The organism is Sphingobacterium alimentarium, assembly GCF_004342685.1.
Classification (GTDB): Bacteria; Bacteroidota; Bacteroidia; order Sphingobacteriales; family Sphingobacteriaceae; genus Sphingobacterium; species Sphingobacterium alimentarium.
Genome location: NZ_SMBZ01000089.1, coordinates 1 through 3,221, shown reverse-complemented (window position 1 = coordinate 3,221; position 3,221 = coordinate 1). Strand labels below are relative to the sequence as shown.

Here is a 3,221-nt window from a genome sequence, read left to right as displayed (position 1 = left end):
GTTGTCTTTTAAGAATTTCAGATATGCCTTTTTATTGTATGAACCTTTGTTGGATGTGTTTACATATTCGAAGTCGTCAGTCAACAGGAATTTGTTGTACATGTCTGATCCTAATGTTGTCGCTTCAATGTATGTGATAAGGATAGCTTTCGAATCCATATTTTTTAATGGATTAATCGATGATGTTTTAGCAAAAGAGCTTAATGATATGATCATGAAGAAGGCTACTGCGATTGTTGATAATGTCTTTTTCATAGCTTTATTTTTTTGTTAGTTATATTTTTAATAGTTTATTATTTCTTATTTGATACTTCAAAGGTAGGGTGTATGTTGCGCTGAGCAATGTGATTTAGACCAGTATAGGTTGTTTTTCGGTAAACTTGGATTTATTTTCGGTGAAAATATTCGACTTTATTTACCGACAAAACCATATGTCGGTAAAGAGATATATTGGCATAAAAAAAAGACCAACGTCTTCGATGGTCTTTCTCCGTAGTACATGTATGTACGTTATTATGGGTAGGTTGTCACGACCTTACTTACCTTCCAACCGTCATCTGTCTTGTTCAATGTGATATAATCTACTCGTGTGAAATTTTTAAATGTTAATGTTGCCTTCGCTACGCAGGATTTTCCTGTTTCGTCCATGATTTGGTAAGAAGTCTGACAATTAAATTTTAGACCCTTCGTGTCGTTTAGAAATTTTAGATAGGGTTTCTTTTTAAACTTCATATTCGAGGAAGCGTTGTAATGTTCAAAGTCTTCCGTGAATAAATACTTATGATATTTGTCATACCCAGAGACGATGGTTTCGACGTAGGCAATCATAATACTTTTGCTGTCCTTCTCTCTTAGAGGGTTAGCATTTGCGTTTGTAAATGAGCTTAATGATATAACCATCATAAATGCTGATACAAGGGATAATACAATCTTTTTCATGGTAAAATGTTTATTAAATGTTATTTAATATGTTGTTGTTATTTGATGATTCAAAGTTAGGTTGGAAATGACAGGTAGGGAAAGGCAATTAGATGAGTGGACGCACGCTCTCGGTTGAAGGGGGGATAGAATCGGTAAAATTCAGTAGCAAGATAGTCGTTAAGGGGCTTTGTAGTATTTCGTCGGCAAATTCATGTTTAATTATAAAACAAAATAAATAAGTCATTGTTATTAATCTGTATATTCAAAAATTACAAATGATTAATTAAAATAGACAAGTATGAACTTAAAAAATCTTTTAACCGTTTTAGTCCTATCAGGTTCATTAGCTTTTGCTACTGTTTCGTGTAAATCCAAGGTTTCAGATGCTGACTTGAGAGCGAAAGTTGAGAGTAGCATCAGCAGCAATCCTGGTGTAACAGTTGATGTTAAAGAAGGTGTAGTAACGCTATCAGGCACGGTAGCTACTGAAGACGAACGTATGGCTATAGAAAATTCTGCAAAATCTGCTGATAGCAAAGGCGTAAAATCTGTAGTTAATAATATCGTGGTGAATGCTCCTCAAATAGAAATCAACTCAAATGATGTAGACTTGAAAGCAAAAGTGGTAGACGCTACGAAAGACTTTCCAACAATCAGCACTACAGTAAATGACGGTGTAATCACAGTAACAGGCACATTGGAACAGGCAAGAGTACAAGTGCTTAAACAATCTTTAGACGCATTATCTCCGAAAAGAGTAGATATGTCTTCTTTAGTAATTAAATAATAGAATTAACAAAACAGCCATGGCATTAACAACAAAATATCAAAGACTAATCGAAACAGCCCAGTCTTCAGGCATAGCAGATTTACAAATCGGAGAGCAGGAAGGTGTCTTGCATATACGTGGTACGGCCCCTAATGCAGATGCAAAAAACAAATTGTGGGATGTGTACAATCAGTTAGATCCTAATTATCTGTCGGGAGATGTGGTGATGAATGTGGATGTAACGACACAAGAAACGGGAAGTAAAGCGCGAGTAATTACGCAAAATTCCAACCTTAACATTCGTAAAGGACCAGGTACCGAACAACCTATTGTAGGTAAAGCGGCTAAAGACGAAATTATTACCTTAATCAGCCGTGCGAATGATCAATGGTGGTTGGTAAGAACTGCGGATGGTGAAGAAGGATATTGCTATGCGCAGTACTTAGAGCCAATAAGTTAAAAAATACGTTCTTTATATATCAAAGGCCGGACTTTCGAATCGTAGAAAGTCCGGCTTTTTTTGTTGTAATAATCCAGCTTAACCGCAATGAGTTATTTTACAACTGTGGCTTCTAGTTCGATTTTTAGTGTTTCAAATAGTCCTTTTATTTCCAAGACTGTCGAAGCCTGTTTGATGTTATTTTCATTCATCCAATTTTGAAATACATCAAAATGTGTGAAAAGCTCTTGTGTAGAGGTAGTGTAAATATTTAATCGCACAATATGTTGCAATTCGTACCCCGCTTCTAGAATGACTTTTGACAAAAGTTTAAAGTCAAATCTGTACAAGCTATGGAATCGAATGTCCTCAGGGAGTTACCAGCCTATGTCCGTTCGTTTGGTAGAAATACCAAAATCAGGAGGTGGTACCCGTCACTTAGGTGCTCCTTCTGTCATCGATCGGATCGCGCAAATGTCGGCAGTTCTAGTTTTACAGCCCAAATTAGATCCTATATTTCACGAGGACTCCTATGGATATCGTCCCCACCGTTCTGCGCATCAAGCCTTAGAAAGAGCCCGGAAGCGTTGTTGGCAATTGGATTGGGTCCTTGATCTAGAGGTAAGCAAATTCTTTGATACGATAGATCATGATCTTTTAATGAAAGCCGTCAAACGCCATACCAGCGAAAGATGGATCCTGCTTTATATTGAAAGATGGCTTAAGGTTCCTTATGAGGATAAATCAGGTATTCGCATCGTGCGTACACAAGGTGTTCCACAAGGTTCGGTTATCGGTCCTATTCTTGCGAACCTTTATATGCATTATGCGTTTGACGCATGGATGAAACGAAATTATAGTTATATAGTATTTGAACGATACGCTTATGACGTTATATGCCACTGCCGCTCAAAAGATGAAGCCGAAAGACTACGAGCCTCTATTGTGCAGAGACTTGCGGAGTGCAATCTAACGCTGAATGAAAGCAAGACAAAGCTTGTTTACTGCAAAGATGACCTTAGGCGTGGAGCCTGGGTAAATGAGCAGTTTGACTTTCTTGGCTTTACGTTCAGAGCAAGAAGATCAAAGAAC

Annotated in this window: 5 protein-coding genes and 1 pseudogene; 3 read left to right on the top strand and 3 right to left on the bottom strand. The window is 37.4% G+C overall.

The window, feature by feature from the left end; all coding sequences use genetic code 11:
* Both EDC17_RS16605 and EDC17_RS16600 read right to left on the bottom strand, forming a co-directional pair.
* Window positions 1-255 (bottom strand): annotated as a pseudogene (locus EDC17_RS16605) (hypothetical protein); the annotation flags it as partial.
* A 258-nt stretch (window positions 256-513) separates the two neighbouring features.
* On the bottom strand, window positions 514-939 hold the full coding sequence (locus tag EDC17_RS16600) for a nuclear transport factor 2 family protein (protein ID WP_132779338.1): 426 nt from the start codon (window positions 937-939) through the stop codon (window positions 514-516).
* 373 nt (window positions 940-1,312) lie between these two features.
* Between EDC17_RS16600 and EDC17_RS16595 the strand changes: the two genes are divergently transcribed.
* Together EDC17_RS16595 and EDC17_RS16590 are read left to right on the top strand one after the other, a co-directional pair.
* Complete coding sequence (locus tag EDC17_RS16595) at window positions 1,313-1,708, top strand: BON domain-containing protein (RefSeq protein ID WP_243646191.1); 396 nt, start codon at window positions 1,313-1,315, stop codon at window positions 1,706-1,708.
* Between the two features lie 19 nt (window positions 1,709-1,727).
* Entirely contained in the window at window positions 1,728-2,150 is a 423-nt protein-coding gene (locus EDC17_RS16590) for an SH3 domain-containing protein (RefSeq protein ID WP_132779334.1), read from the top strand.
* A gap of 92 nt (window positions 2,151-2,242) precedes the next feature.
* Here the strand turns inward: EDC17_RS16590 and EDC17_RS16585 are convergent, their stop codons facing one another.
* Window positions 2,243-2,455, bottom strand: coding sequence for a RidA family protein (locus tag EDC17_RS16585; RefSeq protein WP_243646190.1), 213 nt, complete (start codon window positions 2,453-2,455; stop codon window positions 2,243-2,245).
* A gap of 37 nt (window positions 2,456-2,492) precedes the next feature.
* Between EDC17_RS16585 and ltrA the strand changes: the two genes are divergently transcribed.
* A partial coding sequence (gene ltrA / locus EDC17_RS16580) for a group II intron reverse transcriptase/maturase (protein ID WP_243646189.1) occupies window positions 2,493-3,221 on the top strand: 729 nt, incomplete at its 3' end.